Genomic DNA, 14,466 nt, shown 5'->3' with positions numbered 1-14,466 from the left:
ATCACACTGGTGGTCTCTTTAGCATTGGAGATCATCATGAGTCGCGACCTCAGTTCCACTCAAGCATTTTGGTTAGGGCACCTGTCTTATGCCGCCGCGTTGCAGATGCCGTTAAGTGCGTATGCTGAAGCGCAAGCCGTGACGTTAGCCGACCTGATGGCGTGGGAAAATCGGTTAATTGTGCAGGGGTTTCCCGTGCCTCCACGTTATCGTCCCGCACGGTTTGTCGCGGTGGAGGTGGTCGTATGATTCGCCCAGGCACTGATCTGAAGGTGTACCTGTGCCGAGAACCCGTCGATATGCGCAAGCAAATTGATGGATTAGCACTGCTAGTTCAGGAAGCCATGGCCTTGAACCCGTTTGATCAAGCGCTGTTCGTGTTCGGTAATCGCCAGCGCGATAAAGTGAAGCTGCTGTTCTGGGAACGTAACGGCTTTGTGGTGTGGTACAAGCGCTTGGAGCGTGAGCGGTTTAAATGGCCCACCCACCTGAAGGACGACACAGTGACGCTAACGGGTCAAGAACTTAACTGGTTGCTGGATGGCTATAACCTGAAGGCTATGCAGCCTCACAAAGCGTTGGATTTTCAGCGGGTTGGCTAGCCGTAGCTCTCCTATTTTAGGGGCGTTTTTGGTAAACTATGCGATATGAAAAACGCCGCTTCCTCCTCACCGACCGTTACCCAGCTTGAGCGCAAGCTGGCCGCTGCTGACGCTGAAAATGCGCGGCTGTTGGCGTTGATGGAGAAAAAGGAAGCACAGTGGGAGGCCACCAAGCAGTCGTTGTTTGAACAGTTCCGGCTTGCCCTGGAGCGTCAGTTCGGCCCTTCCACTGAGAAATACCGTGTCGACCAGCGGGATCTTCTGATCAATGAAGCGGAAGTGGCGGTGGACGAGGAAGACGCATCGGAGAGCGACGCTACTGCTGATGACGCGACGATCGACACCGCCACGCCTGCCAAGCGTCGCACACGCGGCGGGCGTGTTGCGCTACCGCCGGAGCTGCCGCGCGTCGACGTCATCCATGAACTGCCCGACGATGCTCGCCACTGCCACGATGATGGCACCGCGCTAAAGGTGATCGGTGAAGAGGTCAGTGAGGAGTTGCATGTGGTGCCTGCCCGGATCGAGGTGATCCGCTATGTGCGACACAAATATGCCTGCCCGCTGTGCGAAGAGGGCGTCAACACCGCCCCAGCGCCGGCCAAGCTGTTGCCCAAGAGCAATGCCAGCGCCACGCTGCTCGCCTATATCGCGACGGCTAAATACCAGGACGCGCTACCGCTTTATCGGCAGAGCCAGATCTTTGCCCGCCATGGCGCCGAGATCCCCCGCAATACCCTGGCACGCTGGATGGTGCAGGCGGGGGAACGGATCATCCCGCTGATCGACACGCTACGCCAGCACCTCTTAAACGCCCCGCTGATCCACATGGATGAGACGACGCTCCAGGTCAATCAAGAAGCGGATCGTGCCGCCAGTGCCACCTCGTATATGTGGGTGCAGCGGGGTGGCCCGCCGGGCCAGCAGGTGGTCTTGTTCGACTACGCGGCCAGCCGCTCCGGACGGGTGCCCGTTGACCTGCTGGGCGACTATGCGGGTCGCTTAATCACTGATGGCTATGAAGGCTACGCCGAGATCGTGCGCCGTAATGGGATCACCCATGCGGGCTGTTGGGCGCATGCCCGGCGCAAGTTCGTCGAGGCCCAGAAGGTGCAGCCCAAAGGCAAAACCGGCAAAGCGGACTGGGCGCTGAGCCAGATCCGTAAGCTATACGGCGTGGAAAAACAGGCGAAGGCACTTGAGTCCGAGGCGCGTCACGCGCTGCGTGTACAGAAGAGTCGCCCGTTAATCGACCAACTGCGCACCTGGCTCGACAAGTCACTGGCCCAGGTGCTGCCCAAAAGTGCGCTGGGTAAAGCCCTGCACTACCTGGATAACCAGTGGCCTCGGCTGACCCGGTTCCTGGACGATGGCCTGATCCCGCTAGACAATAATCTGGCGGAGAACGCTATCCGCCCGTTCGTGGTGGGGCGTAAAAACTGGCTGTTCAGCCACACCCCGAGCGGTGCTCACGCCAGCGCGGCGATCTACAGCCTGATCGAAACCGCCAAAGCCAATGGCCTTTCGCCCTACGACTACTTGCAGTACGTCTTCGCGACCCTGCCCACCCTCGACGCTGATGAGCTCCATACGCTGCTGCCCTGGCAGTGGAAAGAGACCTTACCGGTCTAAGCGAAGCCTGCATAGATGGGGTTAGTGGAGCGCTTACGTAACAACTGGACGTAAGCCAAGCGTTGTCCGCATCACACTGGTAAGAGACCTTCTTTCAATAAAGCCTGTCATCCCTCTGTTTTTTTTATTAGAGTCAGGCCCCAATTTTGTCATCGTCCGTATAGGAAGTTCGCGCACACCATGAATGCTGACCAACTCAAACAGCTTGAAGATGACCTCTGGTCCGCCGCTGACAACTTACGTGCCAACTCGGATCTCAAGTCGAGCGAATATGCCACCCCGGTGCTCGGGTTGATCTTTCTGAAATTTGCCGATAACAAATACGAGCAAGCTATAAAGACCATTACCCAAGAGCATGCGGCACTCCTCTGGTGATTTCAGTCCAAAAAAATTCCGGTTTCTCAAACCCTCAAATCTGAAAAGCCGCAGGATGCAGGAACATGATTTCGTTTTTGAAGCCTCTGGCGGGAGTAAAGATCAGTTGCTAGGTCGCAACTTGATGCTAACCCGAGGAATGCTGTCTGTTTTTGACAACGATATAATTTGTGCCAGTTTTTGCAAGCACATTCGATTCGATAGAGAAAAAGTGTCGCCTCTTTTCATGAAGTATTTCTTAAAACTCTTCTATGAACAGGACTTGGTTGGCATCTATCAGGTTCAGTCGACTGGAATCAGTAATTATCAGTTTGAGAGTTTCCTCGATAACCAACTTGTGCTTGTCCCCGAAAAGTCGATTCCCAAGGGTTTTGATGAAGTAGTTGAGCCGATTATTGCTCAGCTAGATTATTTGGCAATGATTAATTTGAAGCTAGAACAGACGAAGAGCCAACTCCTTCCCCGACTGATTTCAGGCAAACTTTCCGTGGAAAATCTGGATATTGAGTTTCCGCCCTCCATGCAGAACGATCAGTCGGACAGCGCGGACGAAGCCGCGGCTTGAACCTTCAATGGCAATCAGACAAACTGTCACCAGATATCAATAAGTGGTGACAGTTTGTCTGACCCCAGCTCCGCCCGGTCCTCCCGGGCACAACTCGAAACCCTGTTCCACCAGCACGACGGAAAGCTTCGCCTGAGCGAGGCGTTAGCCCAGGGCATTAGCCGGTACCAGTTCTATCAGCTCCGCGATGAAGGGCTTATCGAGCCGCTCAGCCGCGGTCTGTACAGGCTAGTGAATCTGCCGCCGATTGAAAACCCGGATCTGGTGGCTGCCGCCACCCGCTTTCCCCATGCCGTGCTATGCCTCATTTCGGCGCTGGATTGGCACGGCATCACCACACAGATTCCCCACCAGGTGCATTTGGCGGTGGAGCGGGATGCCCGCCTGCCGGTTTTGGATTATCCGCCGGTGGCCGGTTACCGGTTCTCAGGGCAGGCCTTCAGTGAAGGTATCGAGCCGGTCGAGGTAGATGGCATCACGCTAAAGGTCTACAACCCGGAGAAAACCCTGGCGGACTGTTTCAAGTTCCGTAATCGCATCGGCATGGATGTGGTGCTGGAGGCTCTGGAGCTTTACCGCACCCGTAAAACCTTCCTGCCTGGGAAGCTGATGACATACGCCAATATCTGTCGCGTCGGTAAGGTCATGGCGCCTTATGTGGAAGCCAAGCTGTGAAGAAAGCTCACGCAAAGTGAAAGGAGATGATCGTGGCCCAAAACATCACCGCCTCTGTTCGCCAGAAATTGCTGAACAAATCCCGAGAAGAAAAACGCCCCTTTCAGGAATTACTGCAGTACTACGCCATGGAGCGTTTTCTTTACCGGCTTAGCCAATCGACCCATAAACGCAGTTTTACCCTTAAGGGCGCCCTGCTGCTATGGGTTATGCAGGGGCCGGATATTAGACCGACGCGTGATATCGATATGCTGGGCCAAACCAGCAATCGCCCAGAGGCTATTCTGGCCCAAGTGAGCGATATGCTGGCCACGGGCGTTGTGGATGATGGTTTATCGTTTGAAGCAAACACGTTGAAAGCCGAAGCCATTACCGAAGACGCCGACTATCAAGGGATTAGGGTGACGTTTACAGGTTTGCTCGGCAACGCCAAAATTCCCATGCAATTGGATATTGGCTTTGGCGACATTATTTTCCCGCTGCCTTCCTGGCAGACATTTCCTGCCCTACTGGACTTTCCCACCGACAAAATTCTTTGTTACTCACCAGAATCATCCATTGCTGAGAAATTTCAGGCGATGATTAAGCTGGGCGAAATAAACAGCCGCATGAAAGACTTTTACGATATTTGGTCACTCTCGCGGCAGCACTCTTTTACACTTTCGAACCTAGCTGGCGCTATAACAAGAACCTTTGCCAACCGGCATACGGAACTCCCTGAAACCAATCCTTTTCCTACCGCATTTGTGGACAGCAAGCAGCCACAATGGCAGGCTTTCCGTAAGCGTCTTGGCCAACCCCATGTGCCGGAGGCGTTTTCGGAGATTGTCGCAGCGGTGTTGGAATTTCTTGCTCCCGTGATAGAGAAAACAGCCGCCGACCCCGTGCAGAAAATCTGGCACCCACCCGGACCATGGAGTCGGCAAGTCGATGGCTAGCTTTATATCAGAAGATAATCTTGAACAAGCGTTATTACAGCGCCTTCAGCATATCCATGGTTTTGATGTGCTGGATTGCTATACCGCAAAGCCAGAAAATTTGAACGATGGCTCCCAGCGCACTGATAAACGAGATGTAATACTCCCGGTGCAGCTGAAAAAAGCCTGCGTGGCACTGAATCCAAGCATTCCAGAACGCAACATTGATGACGTCATTGAACGGGTGATGAATCGGCGCAAGGCCATGTCGCCAATTGCCGCCAACCGTGAATTATACGATTTGATTCGGGATGGCGTACCCGTCCAGTTTGATGATGAGCAAGGTATTAAGCAGTACGAAAAGGTTCGCCTTGTTCACTTTGATGACCCAATACAAAACAACTGGTTGGCGGTCTCCCAGCTATGGATTAAATCGATAGGCCAAGCACCAAAAGCTACCTACCGTCGTCCGGACGTAATTCTGTATATCAATGGCCTGCCGTTGGTGTTTGTTGAGCTGAAAAACTCTAATGTAAAGCTCCGCAATGCTTTCGAAGATAACCTTCGCAGCTATCGCCATGACATTCCCCAGCTCTTTCACTGTAACGCTTTTTGTATGCTTTCTAATGCCTTGGAAACTCGGATAGGTAGCTTCACGGCTGGATGGGAGCACTTTTTCAACTGGTTCCGGGTCAAAAGCGAAAATGAAGCGATAGATCGCAAGAAAATTACCGAGCAGGCCACTAGCCTGGAACAAGCGGCAAACGGTCTTTTCGAACCTTCTCGGATGCTGGACTATATCGAGAACTTCATCTTGTTTCATAAGGGCGAAACCAAGATTATCGCCCAAAACCATCAGTTTTTGGGCGTCAATAACGCCTTTAAGCGGTTCCAAAAACGCCGGGAGCATGATGGCAAACTGGGGGTGTTCTAGCATACCCAGGGCTCGGGCAAGAGCTTTTCGATGATTTTCTACGCTCGCAAGATTTTCCGGAAGGCCACGGGTAATTTTAGTTTTGTGGTAGTTACCGATAGGCAGGATCTCGACAGACAGATCTACCGGAATTTCCTCAATACTGAAACAGTTCGAAAAGAGGATGCCGCTCAACCGGCCGATGCCGAAGAAATGCGCAAGTTTCTGGGGCAGAACAAGAAGGTGGTTTTCACCCTGATTCAGAAATTCAGGTACGACAAGGGTCGTAAGTATCCCCGGCTGTTCGACCCGGAAAAGGAAAATCGGGAAATCATCGTGATGGTGGATGAGGCCCACCGTACCCAATACAAGAACTTGGCAGAAAACATGCGGGCAGGTCTTGCGGGTGCTCACTTCCTTGCTTTCACCGGCACGCCTCTCCTGGGCCGTGATCGCAAAACCAATAGCTGGTTCGGCGATTATGTATCCGAGTACAACTTCCAGCAGGCGATGGAAGATAAGGCCACGGTCCCGTTGTTCTACGAGAAACGCGTGCCGAAGGTACTCATCCAGAACGACGATCTAGGTGATGAGTTCTATGAATTGCTGGAAAACGAACACCTGGACGAAGCGCAGCAGGAAAAACTGGAGAAAAAGTATGCCCGCGAACTGGAGGTCATTAAACGCAACGATCGTCTACATAGAGATTGCAGAACTTCGGGCCTTCATTGAAGATAAGTTGCAGCATTTGCTTGAGCAGAACCACACTCGAATAGACTTTGCTCAGCGTCTTCAGGAGATCATCGACCAATACAACGCAGGTAGTTCTTCAGCAGATGCTTATTATGAAGACTTAGTAAAGTACGTCAGTAACTTGACAGAGGAAGCCGAACGCCACAGTCGTGAAGGGCTATCGGAGGAAGAATTAGAGCTTTATGACCTCCTAAAGAAAGACAAATTGACCAAAGCAGAGGAACAGAAAGTCAAGCTAGCAGCTAAAGCTTTAATCATTCGGCTGCTTAAAGGTTCCCCCAAAGTCTTGGTGCAGGATTGGTGGAAGGACGGCCAAACACAACGAACAGTAAAAGCAGCAATTGAAGAAGTACTCCACAAAGATTTATCTGCGAGCTACGACCGGATGGTGTTTAAAGAAAAGTGCGATAACGTGTTTGAACTTGTTGTGGAATTTGCCGAAAATGGCCGAAAATGGGTCGCGTAAAGAATAACATCATATATAGCACTACCCAGGCTCACTACTATTCTAATGACAGCTGTTGACTACTCCAAGTAGCCCTGATCACCTCCGGTGGAGAACAGCAACTAGCCAAGATTGCCGAACAGCAGGACGACCCCGAGGCTTTTCAGCAGCATGCATTATTGGATAATCTTCGTGGCCTACTCACCCATAGAAAGCTCAGGCAGAGCCTGCAAACAACACAAGGCGAAGCCGGGGCCCGGCAAAGCGCGCGGGAAAACCGAGAAAAAGCTATATATACGAAAAGGAAAAGTACGGGAACCCGCTCGAGTAAGCCAGGCAAGCGCAGTAAAGGGTATATGAGTAGCGATTGAGGGGTATTTTTAGACTTAAAGTCAGTGAGGCACAGCGATATCGACCAGGTGAGTCGGCGGCAATAGATCAAGGCTCGCTTTCATGGTGCGCACTTCCTCTGCTGGCGGGCGGCCAAAAAAACGCTTAAATTCGCGGCTAAACTGGGAGGGGCTCTCATAGCCGACCCGACTAGCGGCGGCGGCTGCCGTTACCCCGTCACGTATCATTAGCAGCCTCGCATGGTGCAAACGGGTGGATTTAATGTATTGGATAGGCGAGGTTTGAGTCACCGCCTTGAAGTGAACGTGAAAGGCTGGCGCACTCATGCCTGCTTCATTGGCCAGGCTGGCGACTTCCAGCGGATCGGCATAGTGGGCATGAATACGGTTGAGCGCCTTAGCGATTTTGCCAAATTGGCCATAGCGGGAGAGTGCTGTTCGAACACTGCCCCCCTGCTCTCCCGTCAATACCCGGTAGCAGATCTCCCTGACGATAAAAGGGGCGAGTATATGCGCATCCGTTGGGGAGGCAAGCGCACTCAGCAGCCGTAACGTTGCATCGGCCAGCGACGCTTCCAGCGGGCTGGAAAGCATTCCACGCGGCGCCTCTAATGGCGGCCCTCCCGATGCTTCCAGCATCGTCACCAACTCAGCGATCACTACTGCATCCAGGCGGATCGCAATCCCCAGCATTGGCTCTTCAGGGCTGGCTTCTGTTTCCGACGTAAATGGCAGGGGCACCGATAACACCAAGTAATGCTGTGCATCGTAGATATAGACCTCATTCCCCAAATAACCACGCTTTCGGCCCTGGCAGATAATGACAATACTCGGCTCGTAAAGCACCGAGGTATTTTGCAGTGGGCGGTTAGAGCGCATAAAGCGCACGCCATCCAATAACGACTGGGTATAGCCTTCGTGGGGTGCCAGTTGGTATAAGCACTCGACGATCTTACGGTAAACCTCAGCATCGCTCTTCAATGTCATGTTAACCACCTCTATATATGCATGCCGCACCGGAATTAACTCGCCGCGCCGGGCACCTCTTAAGAGTAATATACATGCTGGGTGGCTTAACGCGCCGCACGCTATTAACAATCAAATAGGATTAGGCAATGATGCAATAGGAACGCCTATACTGATGCCCGCCGTGGCAGCTTAATCTCCTCAAGGTCAACCACCGAGAGGATTATCCAATGACGACGTTATCAACCCCATCTTCTAAAGTTGTTTTATTAACCGGTGCCAGCAGCGGTATCGGTGAGGCCACTGCCCGCTGGCTGGCAGGCCAAGGGCACCGCTTGATCATTGGTGCGCGCCGCACCGACCGGCTGGAAGCATTGACCCACTCCCTGCGCGCAGAGGGTGGCACAGTGGATTTTCAGGCGCTGGATGTCACCAATCTTGAAGACATGCAGGCGTTTGCGGATTTCGCGATCAATACCCATGGTCGCATTGATGTGATCATCAACAACGCTGGCGTAATGCCACTCTCCCCTTTAGCGGCGCTCAAGGTTGATGAGTGGAACCGCATGATCGACGTTAATATTCGCGGCGTACTCAATGGCATTGCTGCCATTCTGCCGACGATGCAGGCCCAGAAGAGCGGTCAGGTGATCAACATCTCATCTATTGGCGGCCTCACCGTTATGCCCACCGCCGCCGTTTATTGCGCCACCAAATATGCGGTTCGCGCTATTTCCGATGGCCTACGCCAGGAAACCGACAATATACGCGTGACCTGTGTCTACCCAGGTGTGGTGGAATCGGAACTGGCCCATACCATCACCGATGCTGAAACCGCAAAAGCGATCGACGTTTACCGTCAGATTGCGCTCAAGCCCGAGGCGATCGCTTCAGCCATAGCCCATGCCATTAACCAACCCGATGACGTCGACACCAGCGACATCGTGGTGCGGCCTACCGCCAGCCAATAACACCCCTTGCGTCACGCCCGAGCTGTTGCCGGGTGTGCGCCTAAGCACGAGTGACTTCACATGCAAGAAACCAAGCCTTCCATATACTGGACACGGGCACTGGTGGTCGCTGGCATTATCACTATTTTTCCAGCGGCCACCACTGCTCAAACCACCCCGAACGAAGGAAATGCCCCCATGACAGACCACCCGTATGTTGGAATGTGGGTCACTAAAGATGGTCGCATTCGTCATGAACTTTTAGCCAACAATCGTTACGACGAGGCCCGCGGTGAGCGTGAAAGCGCTTACCAAGGGCGGTATCAGGTGACGGGTAACTATATCGAATACTGGGACGACACCGGCTTTACTGCAGACGGCGAATTTATAGATGGCGTGCTGTATCACGCCGGTATGGTGCTATATCGCAAGGAGTAACTTTCAATCCAAACGGGGCACTACCAATAAATAACAACGCCCTTACATCAAAGCCATTAAACATCGGAACTATCTTCATCATGCCCTGAGTAGGAAGCTTTTTTCTTGCTGATGGGGCGCGAAAAGAAAGGCACCACATAAAGCACCATCCAGGCCAGCAACGTACACAAAACGGCTGTCTGCTCGCGCCCCAGACCAACCGCTACCCCAATGGCGGCAGTCAGCCAAATACCGGCCGCCGTGGTGAGCCCTGAAGTCGCCTGCTCATCTTTTCGAGTAATGATAGTGCCCGCACAAAGAAAACCGATGCCTGCAATGACACCTTGAATAACACGACTCATCTCTGAATCAGAAATACCCGCTTGCTCGGGAATAAAGATAAATAAAGCAGCTCCCATGCAGACCAGCATATGGGTCCGTATACCGGCCGGCTTGCCTCGCTGCTCTCGCTCGAGCCCCAACAGGCCCCCGAGAATAGCCGCCAGCAGTAGCCGGATTACCACAATGATGAGCTCACCCACATCGTTAAAATCTGAAAACTCAGAGATTATAATCTCTTTGATTTCTTGCACCTTTTAGCTCCTATACGATAGTCCATCATACCCACACGTTAGTGCGCTTGAGCACACAACCCACCCGGCACCGCCACTACCCACTCACGTATAGCCAGAATCGTTGGATCATGCTGACGACTTTCCGGGTAAACCAAAAAGAACGGCTTGCCTACCAATTCCGGGCCGAACGGTTGCACTAAGCGCCCCTCCTCTAATTCATCCTTAATCAACTGACGGCTCATCAGCGCTACGCCCTGCTCTCCAACGGCAGCAGAAATCGCGTGGGTCTCATCGGAAAACACCAGCCCGGCACTAACATCCAACCCAGGCACCTTTGCGTGTTTCTGCCAGAAGCTCCAATTCAGTGGCTCAGACACTTCTCCCTGAGGGCGAAAATGAATCAACGGATGCAGAGGCAGCTTTGCTACATCACGCAGGCCAAGGCGAGGGCTACAGGCCGGGATAAAGGTGTTATCAAAAAGTTTCTCCGCTACCAACCCCGGCCAACGGCCATCGCCATAGCGAATGGCAATGTCTGCCGTTACCCCATCCAGCGGAACCGGCTCATGGGACGCATGAATGCGCAGAATATAACTTTGGCATGCCAGCCGCCCTTAAAGCGTGGATTGATCAAGTGGTGCGGGCCGGCAGAACGGTGGAGTTCGATGACACCAATCCGATAGACCCTTTTGTACCCAAGCTTACAGACCGAGAAAGGCATGCCGTTGTGCTCACAGCTAGAGGCGGCGTGAATATGGCACCAGGAGAAGAAATGGCCCATATGAACCAGCTGGAACCCCACCTAGCCACGGCGCTAGGGTTTATCGGCATTACCCGCCTTCATTACATTGCTATCGAAGGCCAGGAAGTGGGCGGTGAGCTACTGGCCGCTTCCGTTGCCGAGGCAGTCGGTAAAGTTGAGTCTCTGGTTGATGAACTGCAGGTGGCGTTCCAGGACGCTCCAACCCCCGAACCAGCCTAAAGCTATGTGATGTGAACAACCAGCATCTAAGGTACGGAGATCGCTGACTCGGGAAATCCGTGCCTTGAGTATCTACCTAGCACTCGCTGCCAGTCGTGCACCCAATGCCACAAACAGTGCCCCTAAGCTTCTATCCATCCATAAACCAACGCGCGGTTTGCTCTTCAGAAAAGCACCCAGCTTAGCTCCAGCCAGTACCAAAGGGGGTTCTATTACCGCGGCGACCACGATAATCAAGCTGCCATGTAATAAAAGTTGCGCCTGAGCAGGACCAGCGCCCTCGACGATAAATTGTGGCAAAAAAGCCAGAAAGAATACGGCCACTTTGGGATTTAGCGCTGACACCAGCATACCCTGCCAATAAACCGAGGATAGGCGCTTGGGGCTCTGCTTTTCTGCTGCAATAAATTGATCGCCTCGCGACAGCAGCATTTTGACACCCAGCCAGATCAGATACGCCGCCCCGACCCATTTAACAATCGAAAACGCCAGAGCGGATGTCGCCAGAATTGCCGAAAGGCCAACGGCGGCCATCACTACATGCAACGCCGCTCCTGACCAAATCCCGAACATAGCGGCGAATCCTTGCCGTCGACCGCTGCGTAATGTTTGCCCCAATATGTAGGCAATATCCGGCCCTGGCGAAAGATTCAGAAGCACCGCCGCGGAAAGAAATGTTATCCAATGTAATAGCGAGTAGTCGAACACTGTTATTTTCCTTAATTACTTAGCGGCCAAAAGTAGCATGCTCAAAGTCCAAAGATTCATTACACAGCAATGTCAATCGGCCTCCATCAGTAGCGCATCGACAATAAAGCCCCCCTTTGCAGCCGTATAGGCTTCTCGGTCTGAAGAAAACTCTACTGCCCACAGGCGCTTCTTTTTCTCATACCGTTGCGAAAGCTCAGTATCAACACGCAGTTTATTGCGAAAATCCAACCGACGATGCCACTCCTCGCTGCCATACACCATAAGATGCAAATGATGCGTCCTACGTCCTTCAGCCCATCGCATTAACCAACGTCGCCCCACCAAAGAAGCGTTGTACTCCATTGATGTAGCATATTGGGCACGGCATAACGGCTCCAATAACTCATCGGCCCAGGATATTGAGTCAACGCCAGCCAGGATATCAATGATCGGCTTGGCCGATAGACCAGAAACAGCGGTACTTCCGATGTGCTCAATGGCTAGAAATTTATCTGGAAATAATCCTAGTAGCCGGTCTCGCTCCTGCTCAAATAGAGTTGGCCAAGCCGGATCATAGGGAAACAGCGCGACCTCCTCATGGATGGCTCGATTTAAAGATTCCGTTTCATCCATGGCTAAGGTTTCCTTGTTTCACGAATTGTTGTCTATGCATCATCTGATAACAGTGGCGGCATGGGGCAATCGAGAATATCGGCCATGGCACGGAACAGTTCGGCTTCGGCAGGCAGAATACGGCCACTGTGCTCAATACAGCGCGCCATCGCTTGCAACAGCGCAGGCTTATGCAGAGGCTTTAAGCGCCGCAAACGCTCAACGGCCAGGCTAAGCGCATGCATATCACTTATATCGTCAGTGGCCCTCAATGAGAACGGCAGCTCACTCTCAGCGGCATCGAGTGCAGCGCTTATCTCAACCGGGTCATCTTGCCCGGCGGTGGCAAGCACCGTCAGTAGCATCTGACACTCCCGCTGCAGGTCGTTTATCTTGAGGTTAGCGGGCCCACTGCCTTGCTTGCCGATGTTATTCAACACCAACTGATATAGCGTCCACTCCAACAGACTGACCTGGCCATCCGCCTCGATCAACCGTTCCATACAGAGGCGAAAATGCTGGGCCTGCTCCATCGAGAGCGACCGTAACGCTGGCAGCACCAGCTCAACCAGTGGCAAGCGTAACTGTACATCCAGCCTCAACATTTCAGGGCCATAATCCATCAGCGCTCGGTAAACATCTGGCAGTGCAACTTGATGCAATGCCTTAAGCTGATGCTGACGCATTGTCTTATCCTGACTGAGCAGCAGTGAGTAGATCAGAGCGCGCGCAGCATAGGGCTCATGGGCGGCACTTTTAATCCGCTCAGGCAGCGCATCTAGTGTGGCTCTAGCCTGTTTAAGATGGCGCGGGTCAGGCTGGCCCATGGTGTTAATGGCGGTTTGAGCAGAGGCGCCTGTTAACACAGCCGCCATTGCCCCCGCTCCCGTTGCTGTTCCCGAGCCAAATCTGGGCTCCGCTTCAGACCGCTCATCGTTGCCTTCAATTTCGGGTTCGTGATTCTCGGTTTGCTGGTTGGGCCCGTTCTGGTGGCCATTAACAGTGGCTTCGAAGCGGCCATTCCAGTCCGGCATGACCCGCTTGATACGATCTTTCAGTGGCGGATGGGTGGCCATCATTTGGCTAAAGCCCTGCCGCACGCCTTGACCGAAGAACAGGTGGCTAAATTCCGCCGCCTGTGTCGCTTGCAGGTGAGAACCCTGGCTGTGCAAGCCGATTTTAACCAGCGCATTACCAATCCCCTTAGGGTTGCGGGTAAACTGCACCGCAGAGGCATCCGCCAGATATTCACGCTGCCGACTGACCGCCGATTTGATCAAATTGCCAAAGAAGGTACCTGCGGAACCAATCAGCATTAGCGCCGCCCCCAGCGCTAAAACGACAGCGCCTGAGTTGTCGCGTTTTCCACCGCCGACCCGCCGAAAGCGCATACTACGCAGCAATGTTCCGCCCAATAAGCCAATGATTAGGATGCCATGCAGTATGCTGATCAGGCGCATATTCAACCGCATGTCACCATGCAGAATATGGCTAAACTCATGAGCTACGACGCCCTGCAGTTCATCCCGCGTCAGGTTTCGGATCGTGCCGCGAGTAATCCCGATCACTGCATCATTGGTTTGATAACCGGCGGCGAAGGCATTGATGCTCTCCTCCTCCAGCACATACACGGAGGGCACTGGCGTACCAGAGGCAATCGCCATCTCTTCAACCACATTGAGAATACGCCGCTCATCAGCATCACGGGTATTAAGGTTGATCTCGCGTCCACCAAGGGCTTCTGCCACTACCCGGCCACCACGCCTTAGCTGACTGCGTTTGAATAGCCCGCCCAGCACCACGACGGCCAACACCGCAATAGCAACGCCAGTGACCAGTTCAATCGAGAGTGCCGACCACATACCCTGAGCAGAAAGATTAGTTTGTGTAGCAGATTGCTCCCCCATTAGATGCAGCGCGATGGTAATTGCCAGCGTGGTAACAGCAATCAGGGCAAGTACTGCCAGTACCATCAAAACGACCAGACGCCCGGTTTTACGACGAGCGTTATCCTGCGCGGTAAAAAAATCCATGTCGCGTTTTCCCT

The 14,466-nt window shown here is 53.1% G+C and carries 17 protein-coding genes and 2 pseudogenes; 13 read left to right on the top strand and 6 right to left on the bottom strand.

Annotation, left to right across the window (positions count from 1 at the left end):
• The first annotated feature begins 36 nt into the window (after positions 1-36).
• The 10 genes and pseudogenes from ACXUPB_RS09515 (at position 37) to ACXUPB_RS09470 (ending at position 6,898) form a co-directional block, all read left to right on the top strand.
• A complete protein-coding gene (locus tag ACXUPB_RS09515) occupies positions 37-249 on the top strand; it encodes a hypothetical protein (RefSeq protein ID WP_179917452.1) in 213 nt (70 codons plus the stop codon).
• Positions 246-602 (top strand): IS66 family insertion sequence element accessory protein TnpB, encoded by a 357-nt coding sequence (gene tnpB / locus ACXUPB_RS09510; RefSeq protein WP_179917453.1) that lies wholly within the window; start codon positions 246-248, stop codon positions 600-602. The genes ACXUPB_RS09515 and tnpB overlap by 4 nt, the downstream gene beginning before the upstream one ends.
• Positions 603-647: 45 nt before the next feature.
• On the top strand, positions 648-2,234 hold the full coding sequence (gene tnpC, locus ACXUPB_RS09505) for an IS66 family transposase (protein ID WP_179917454.1): 1,587 nt from the start codon (positions 648-650) through the stop codon (positions 2,232-2,234).
• Between the two features lie 180 nt (positions 2,235-2,414).
• Complete coding sequence (locus tag ACXUPB_RS09500) at positions 2,415-2,609, top strand: type I restriction-modification system subunit M N-terminal domain-containing protein (RefSeq protein ID WP_472956410.1); 195 nt, start codon at positions 2,415-2,417, stop codon at positions 2,607-2,609.
• A 55-nt stretch (positions 2,610-2,664) separates the two neighbouring features.
• Positions 2,665-3,174 (top strand): restriction endonuclease subunit S domain-containing protein, encoded by a 510-nt coding sequence (locus ACXUPB_RS09495; RefSeq protein ID WP_472956409.1) that lies wholly within the window; start codon positions 2,665-2,667, stop codon positions 3,172-3,174.
• 54 nt (positions 3,175-3,228) lie between these two features.
• Positions 3,229-3,849 carry a type IV toxin-antitoxin system AbiEi family antitoxin domain-containing protein gene (locus tag ACXUPB_RS09490; RefSeq protein WP_472956407.1) on the top strand — a complete coding sequence of 207 codons (621 nt, stop codon included), beginning with the start codon at positions 3,229-3,231 and terminating at the stop codon, positions 3,847-3,849.
• Between the two features lie 32 nt (positions 3,850-3,881).
• On the top strand, positions 3,882-4,787 hold the full coding sequence (locus tag ACXUPB_RS09485) for a nucleotidyl transferase AbiEii/AbiGii toxin family protein (RefSeq protein WP_472956406.1): 906 nt from the start codon (positions 3,882-3,884) through the stop codon (positions 4,785-4,787).
• Positions 4,780-5,700 (top strand): type I restriction endonuclease, encoded by a 921-nt coding sequence (locus ACXUPB_RS09480; RefSeq protein WP_472956404.1) that lies wholly within the window; start codon positions 4,780-4,782, stop codon positions 5,698-5,700. Before ACXUPB_RS09485 ends, ACXUPB_RS09480 begins: the two co-directional genes overlap by 8 nt.
• A gap of 12 nt (positions 5,701-5,712) precedes the next feature.
• A pseudogene (locus ACXUPB_RS09475) lies at positions 5,713-6,411 on the top strand (DEAD/DEAH box helicase family protein); the annotation flags it as partial.
• Entirely contained in the window at positions 6,338-6,898 is a 561-nt protein-coding gene (locus ACXUPB_RS09470) for a type I restriction enzyme endonuclease domain-containing protein (RefSeq protein ID WP_472956402.1), read from the top strand. The pseudogene ACXUPB_RS09475 and the gene ACXUPB_RS09470, both read left to right, overlap by 74 nt.
• Positions 6,899-7,269: 371 nt before the next feature.
• Here the strand turns inward: ACXUPB_RS09470 and ACXUPB_RS09465 are convergent, their stop codons facing one another.
• Positions 7,270-8,214, bottom strand: coding sequence for an AraC family transcriptional regulator (locus tag ACXUPB_RS09465; RefSeq protein ID WP_472956400.1), 945 nt, complete (start codon positions 8,212-8,214; stop codon positions 7,270-7,272).
• 209 nt (positions 8,215-8,423) lie between these two features.
• Here ACXUPB_RS09465 and ACXUPB_RS09460 point away from each other — a divergent pair, with 209 nt between their 5' ends.
• Entirely contained in the window at positions 8,424-9,164 is a 741-nt protein-coding gene (locus tag ACXUPB_RS09460; RefSeq protein WP_472956398.1) for an SDR family oxidoreductase, read from the top strand.
• Between the two features lie 60 nt (positions 9,165-9,224).
• A complete protein-coding gene (locus ACXUPB_RS09455; RefSeq protein ID WP_472956396.1) occupies positions 9,225-9,581 on the top strand; it encodes an Atu4866 domain-containing protein in 357 nt (118 codons plus the stop codon).
• Positions 9,582-9,637: 56 nt separating this feature from the next.
• Here ACXUPB_RS09455 and ACXUPB_RS09450 read toward each other — a convergent pair whose 3' ends face one another.
• Entirely contained in the window at positions 9,638-10,153 is a 516-nt protein-coding gene (locus tag ACXUPB_RS09450) for an MgtC/SapB family protein (RefSeq protein ID WP_472956395.1), read from the bottom strand.
• Positions 10,154-10,191: 38 nt separating this feature from the next.
• Positions 10,192-10,722, bottom strand: a pseudogene (locus ACXUPB_RS09445) (LysR substrate-binding domain-containing protein); the annotation flags it as partial.
• Between the two features lie 14 nt (positions 10,723-10,736).
• Between ACXUPB_RS09445 and ACXUPB_RS09440 the strand changes: the two are divergent.
• Positions 10,737-11,117 carry an NAD(P)H-dependent oxidoreductase gene (locus ACXUPB_RS09440; protein WP_472956393.1) on the top strand — a complete coding sequence of 127 codons (381 nt, stop codon included), beginning with the start codon at positions 10,737-10,739 and terminating at the stop codon, positions 11,115-11,117.
• A gap of 72 nt (positions 11,118-11,189) precedes the next feature.
• Here ACXUPB_RS09440 and ACXUPB_RS09435 read toward each other — a convergent pair whose 3' ends face one another.
• The 3 genes from ACXUPB_RS09435 to ACXUPB_RS09425 all read right to left on the bottom strand — a co-directional run bounded on the left by ACXUPB_RS09435 (position 11,190) and on the right by ACXUPB_RS09425 (position 14,452).
• On the bottom strand, positions 11,190-11,825 hold the full coding sequence (locus ACXUPB_RS09435) for a LysE family translocator (protein WP_472956391.1): 636 nt from the start codon (positions 11,823-11,825) through the stop codon (positions 11,190-11,192).
• Between the two features lie 72 nt (positions 11,826-11,897).
• Positions 11,898-12,440 (bottom strand): GrpB family protein, encoded by a 543-nt coding sequence (locus tag ACXUPB_RS09430; RefSeq protein ID WP_472956389.1) that lies wholly within the window; start codon positions 12,438-12,440, stop codon positions 11,898-11,900.
• A gap of 32 nt (positions 12,441-12,472) precedes the next feature.
• The gene (locus ACXUPB_RS09425) at positions 12,473-14,452 is read right to left on the bottom strand and encodes a M48 family metallopeptidase (RefSeq protein WP_472956388.1); all 1,980 of its coding nucleotides are present in this window, start codon (positions 14,450-14,452) and stop codon (positions 12,473-12,475) included.
• Positions 14,453-14,466: the final 14 nt, after the last annotated feature.

It is taken from the genome of Vreelandella sp. DA03-1M, from assembly GCF_055725665.1.
Note: the sequence above shows the minus strand (reverse complement) of the source record. Positions and strands in the feature narration are given on the sequence as shown.

What these genes read in the sequence shown, in the direction of transcription:
- ACXUPB_RS09460 (WP_472956398.1), top strand. Translation starts at nt 8,424, where the DNA reads ATGACGACGTTATCAACCCCATCTTCTAAAGTTGTTTTATTAACCGGT.
- ACXUPB_RS09440 (WP_472956393.1), top strand. Translation starts at nt 10,737, where the DNA reads ATGCCAGCCGCCCTTAAAGCGTGGATTGATCAAGTGGTGCGGGCCGGC.
- ACXUPB_RS09430 (WP_472956389.1), bottom strand. Translation starts at nt 12,440, where the DNA reads ATGGATGAAACGGAATCTTTAAATCGAGCCATCCATGAGGAGGTCGCG.
- ACXUPB_RS09515 (WP_179917452.1), top strand. Translation starts at nt 37, where the DNA reads ATGAGTCGCGACCTCAGTTCCACTCAAGCATTTTGGTTAGGGCACCTG.
- ACXUPB_RS09470 (WP_472956402.1), top strand. Translation starts at nt 6,338, where the DNA reads ATGCCCGCGAACTGGAGGTCATTAAACGCAACGATCGTCTACATAGAG.
- tnpC (WP_179917454.1), top strand. Translation starts at nt 648, where the DNA reads ATGAAAAACGCCGCTTCCTCCTCACCGACCGTTACCCAGCTTGAGCGC.
- ACXUPB_RS09500 (WP_472956410.1), top strand. Translation starts at nt 2,415, where the DNA reads ATGAATGCTGACCAACTCAAACAGCTTGAAGATGACCTCTGGTCCGCC.
- ACXUPB_RS09495 (WP_472956409.1), top strand. Translation starts at nt 2,665, where the DNA reads ATGCAGGAACATGATTTCGTTTTTGAAGCCTCTGGCGGGAGTAAAGAT.
- ACXUPB_RS09455 (WP_472956396.1), top strand. Translation starts at nt 9,225, where the DNA reads ATGCAAGAAACCAAGCCTTCCATATACTGGACACGGGCACTGGTGGTC.
- ACXUPB_RS09465 (WP_472956400.1), bottom strand. Translation starts at nt 8,214, where the DNA reads ATGACATTGAAGAGCGATGCTGAGGTTTACCGTAAGATCGTCGAGTGC.
- tnpB (WP_179917453.1), top strand. Translation starts at nt 246, where the DNA reads ATGATTCGCCCAGGCACTGATCTGAAGGTGTACCTGTGCCGAGAACCC.
- ACXUPB_RS09425 (WP_472956388.1), bottom strand. Translation starts at nt 14,452, where the DNA reads ATGGATTTTTTTACCGCGCAGGATAACGCTCGTCGTAAAACCGGGCGT.
- ACXUPB_RS09480 (WP_472956404.1), top strand. Translation starts at nt 4,780, where the DNA reads ATGGCTAGCTTTATATCAGAAGATAATCTTGAACAAGCGTTATTACAG.